Origin of the sequence: Kitasatospora putterlickiae, from assembly GCF_039527695.1 — a bacterium.
Classification (GTDB): Bacteria; Actinomycetota; Actinomycetes; order Streptomycetales; family Streptomycetaceae; genus Kitasatospora; species Kitasatospora putterlickiae.
This window is the reverse complement of record NZ_BAAAKJ010000380.1, coordinates 3,232-7,127: the sequence shown is the minus strand read 5'-3', so window position 1 is coordinate 7,127 and position 3,896 is coordinate 3,232. Positions and strand designations below refer to the sequence as shown.

Annotated in this window: 4 protein-coding genes; all 4 read left to right on the top strand. The window is 68.3% G+C overall.

All coding sequences use genetic code 11. The annotated features are described in order from the left end of the window. Positions 1 to 407 precede the first annotated feature (407 nt). Genes sdhC through ABD308_RS33335 form a run of 4 tightly spaced genes read left to right on the top strand, consistent with a single transcriptional unit; the run spans position 408 to position 3,842 of the window. On the top strand, positions 408 to 788 hold the full coding sequence (sdhC, locus tag ABD308_RS33350) for a succinate dehydrogenase, cytochrome b556 subunit (protein ID WP_037779669.1): 381 nt from the start codon (positions 408 to 410) through the stop codon (positions 786 to 788). A gap of 8 nt (positions 789 to 796) precedes the next feature. Further along, positions 797 to 1,288 (top strand): succinate dehydrogenase hydrophobic membrane anchor subunit, encoded by a 492-nt coding sequence (locus tag ABD308_RS33345; RefSeq protein WP_030300556.1) that lies wholly within the window; start codon positions 797 to 799, stop codon positions 1,286 to 1,288. Positions 1,289 to 1,326: 38 nt separating this feature from the next. Next, entirely contained in the window at positions 1,327 to 3,069 is a 1,743-nt protein-coding gene (sdhA, locus tag ABD308_RS33340) for a succinate dehydrogenase flavoprotein subunit (protein ID WP_344343383.1), read from the top strand. Next, a complete protein-coding gene (locus ABD308_RS33335; protein ID WP_344343381.1) occupies positions 3,069 to 3,842 on the top strand; it encodes a succinate dehydrogenase iron-sulfur subunit in 774 nt (257 codons plus the stop codon). The genes sdhA and ABD308_RS33335 overlap by 1 nt, the downstream gene beginning before the upstream one ends. The last annotated feature ends 54 nt before the right edge of the window (positions 3,843 to 3,896 follow it).

Here is a 3,896-nt window from a genome sequence, read left to right as displayed (position 1 = left end):
TCGGCGGCGGACAGCTCGCGGGGCGGCGCCCCGGAGGGCGCCCGGTCGGCCGAGCCGCCCGCGGGGGCGGCGCAGCCGGCGGCGAGCAGCAGGACGGCGGACAGCAGCAGGGGGCGGGGCGGGCGCGGAGCGGGGTGCGGCACGGGGGCCTCGGCGTGGTGTCGGCGTGAACGGGGCCGCCCACCGTAGCGCGACTTTGCGCGACGAATTCGTCACCGTATGTCGCAAATCGCTCGCCGGTTCCCCTTCAACTAGGCCAGAAGTGCCTGTTTGATCACACCATGGGCCCCCGGAGGCGGTTCGCGACGACGCGTCGATAGGATGCTCGCGGCCGGTGGACCGTACCCGGCCGGGCTGACCGACACCGAAGCCGGCCGAGCCCCCAATCGCTTCCGGAGGGTTTTTCCGTGCCGGCTGGAACGCTGTACCGCGGCCGGGAAGGCATGTGGAGCTGGGTGGCTCATCGAGTCACCGGCGTCCTCATCTTCTTCTTCCTGTTCGCCCATGTCCTGGACACCGCCCTGGTGCGGGTGTCGCCCGAGGCGTACGACACCGTCATCCAGACGTACAAGACGCCGCTCGTGAACCTGATGGAGTACGGCCTGGTGGCCGCCATCCTGTTCCACGCCCTGAACGGCCTGCGCGTCGTCGCCGTCGACTTCTGGTCGAAGGGCCCGAAGTACCAGAAGCAGATGCTCTGGACCGTGGTCGGAGTCTGGGTCGTCCTCATGGCCGGCGCCTTCTACCCGATCCTGCAGCACACGCTGACCTCCTGGTTCGGGAAGTGATCTGAGACATGTCCACGGAAATCTCCGACGCTGTGGTGGTCCCCTCCGCGCAGGCGCACACCGGCAAGGGCCTCGGCACGGGCAACCCCGCCGACGCCTTCGTGATCGAGCCGGCCCGCCAGCGGACCAAGAAGACCCCGCGCCGCACCCGCACCAACTTCGAGATGCTGGCCTGGCTGTTCATGCGCCTGTCCGGCATCGTCCTGGTGGTGCTGATCCTCGGCCACCTGCTGATCATGCTGGTGCTCGACGGCGGCGTCTCCAAGATCGGCTTCGCCTTCGTGGCCGGCCGCTGGGCCTCGCCGTTCTGGCAGGTCTGGGACCTCACCATGCTCTGGCTCGCCATGCTGCACGGTGCCAACGGCATGCGCCAGGTCATCAACGACTACGCCGAGAAGGACTCCACCCGGCTCTGGCTGAAGGGCCTCATGGGTACCGCCACGGTCTTCACCGTGCTGCTCGGCACCCTGGTGATCTTCACCTTCGACCCGAACATCTAATCGGACATCGGCAGAGGCCAGAGGCGAGTTAACCCCCCATGCAGATTCACCAGTACGACACCGTCATCGTCGGCGCCGGCGGCGCCGGCATGCGCGCCGCCATCGAGTCGACGCAGCGCAGCCGCACCGCCGTCCTGACCAAGCTCTACCCCACCCGGTCCCACACCGGCGCGGCCCAGGGCGGCATGTGCGCCGCCCTCGCCAACGTCGAGGAGGACAACTGGGAGTGGCACACCTTCGACACGGTCAAGGGCGGTGACTACCTGGTCGACCAGGACGCCGCCGAGATCATGTGCAAGGAGGCCATCGACGCCGTCCTCGACCTGGAGAAGATGGGCCTGCCCTTCTCCCGCACCGAGCAGGGCCGGATCGACCAGCGCCGCTTCGGCGGTCACTCCCGCAACCACGGCGAGGCCCCGGTCCGCCGTTCCTGCTACGCGGCCGACCGCACCGGCCACATGATCCTGCAGACGCTGTTCCAGAACTGCGTCAAGCACGGCGTCGAGTTCTTCAACGAGTTCTACGTCCTCGACCTGCTCATCAACGAGGGCAGGACGGCCGGCGTCGTCGCCTACGAGCTGGCCACCGGCGAGATCCACGTCTTCCAGGCCAAGGCCGTCGTGTTCGCCTCCGGCGGCACCGGCAAGATGTTCAAGGTCTCCTCGAACGCCCACACCCTCACCGGTGACGGCCAGGCGGTGGCCTACCGCCGCGGCCTGCCGCTGGAGGACATGGAGTTCTTCCAGTTCCACCCGACGGGCATCTGGCGCATGGGCATCCTGCTCACCGAGGGCGCCCGCGGCGAGGGCGGCATCCTGCGCAACAAGGACGGCGAGCGCTTCATGGAGCGCTACGCCCCCGTCATGAAGGACCTCGCGTCCCGTGACGTCTGCTCCCGCGCGATCTACACCGAGATCCGCGAAGGCCGCGGCTGCGGTCCGGACGGCGACCACGTCTACCTGGACCTGACCCACCTGCCGCCGGAGCAGCTGGACGCCAAGCTCCCGGACATCACCGAGTTCGCCCGCACCTACCTCGGCATCGAGCCCTACACGGACCCGATCCCGATCCAGCCCACCGCGCACTACGCCATGGGCGGCATCCCGACCAACGTCGAGGGTGAGGTGCTGCGCAACAACACCGACGTCGTCCCGGGCCTGTACGCGGCCGGCGAGGTCGCCTGCGTGTCCGTGCACGGCGCCAACCGCCTGGGCACCAACTCGCTGCTGGACATCAACGTGTTCGGCCGCCGCGCCGGCATCGCCGCCGCCGGGTTCGCCGAGGCGAACGAGTTCGTGCCGCTGCCGGAGAACCCGGAGCAGCTGGTCCAGAACATGGTCGACGGCCTGCGCGAGGCCACCGGCACCGAGTCCGTGGCGCAGATCCGCAAGGAGCTGCAGGAGTCCATGGACACCAACGCGATGGTGTACCGCACCGGCGCCACCCTGAAGCAGGCCGTCGAGGACGTCGCCGCGCTGAAGGAGCGCTACAAGAACGTCTCCATCCAGGACAAGGGCTTCCGTTACAACACGGACCTGCTGGAGGCCATCGAGCTGGGCAACCTGCTCGACCTGGCCGAGGTCCTGGCGGTCTCCGCGCTCGCCCGCGAGGAGTCGCGCGGCGGTCACTACCGCGAGGACTTCCCGACCCGTGACGACGTGAAGTTCATGCAGCACACCATGGCGTACCAGGAGGTCGCCGAGGACGGCAGCACCTCCATCCGCCTTGACTACAAGCCGGTCGTGCAGACCCGCTACCAGCCGATGGAGCGTAAGTACTGATGAGCACTCCGACCGTGGAGAAGCACTCGGCCGCTCTGGACGCGGTCGAGGCCGGTGGCACCAAGCTGATCACCGTCACCTTCCGGATCCGCCGGTTCAACCCGGAGGAGCACCCGGAGCCGGTGTGGGTCGACTACCAGCTGGAGATGGACCCGAAGGAGCGCGTCCTGGACGCGCTCAACACGATCAAGTGGGAGCAGGACGGCACCCTCACCTACCGCCGTTCCTGCGCGCACGGCATCTGCGGCTCCGACGCGATGCGGATCAACGGCCGCAACCGGCTGGCGTGCAAGACCCTGATCAAGGACGTCAACCCGGAGAAGCCGATCACGATCGAGGCCATCAAGGGCCTGACGGTCCTCAAGGACCTGGTCGTGGACATGGACCCGTTCTTCCAGGCGTACAAGGACGTCATGCCGTTCCTCATCACCAAGGGGAACGACCCGACCCGCGAGCGCCTGCAGTCCGCCGAGGACCGCGAGCGGTTCGACGACACCACCAAGTGCATCCTGTGCGCCGCGTGCACGTCGTCCTGCCCGGTGTTCTGGAACGACGGCCAGTACTTCGGCCCGGCCGCGATCGTCAACGCGCACCGCTTCATCTTCGACTCGCGCGACGAGGGTGCGGAGCAGCGGCTGGAGATCCTGAACGACCGTGAGGGCGTCTGGCGCTGCCGGACCACCTTCAACTGCTCGGAGGCCTGCCCGCGCGGCATCGAGGTCACCAAGGCGATCCAGGAAGTGAAGCGCGCCCTGGTCACCCGCCGGTTCTGATCCCGGAGCAGCACCCCGTACGACGAAGGCCCCCGTCCGCTCCGGACGGGGGGC

Coding starts and splice junctions, on each gene's coding strand:
- ABD308_RS33345 (WP_030300556.1), top strand. CDS start 797: ATGTCCACGGAAATCTCCGACGCTGTGGTGGTCCCCTCCGCGCAGGCG.
- sdhA (WP_344343383.1), top strand. CDS start 1,327: ATGCAGATTCACCAGTACGACACCGTCATCGTCGGCGCCGGCGGCGCC.
- ABD308_RS33335 (WP_344343381.1), top strand. CDS start 3,069: ATGAGCACTCCGACCGTGGAGAAGCACTCGGCCGCTCTGGACGCGGTC.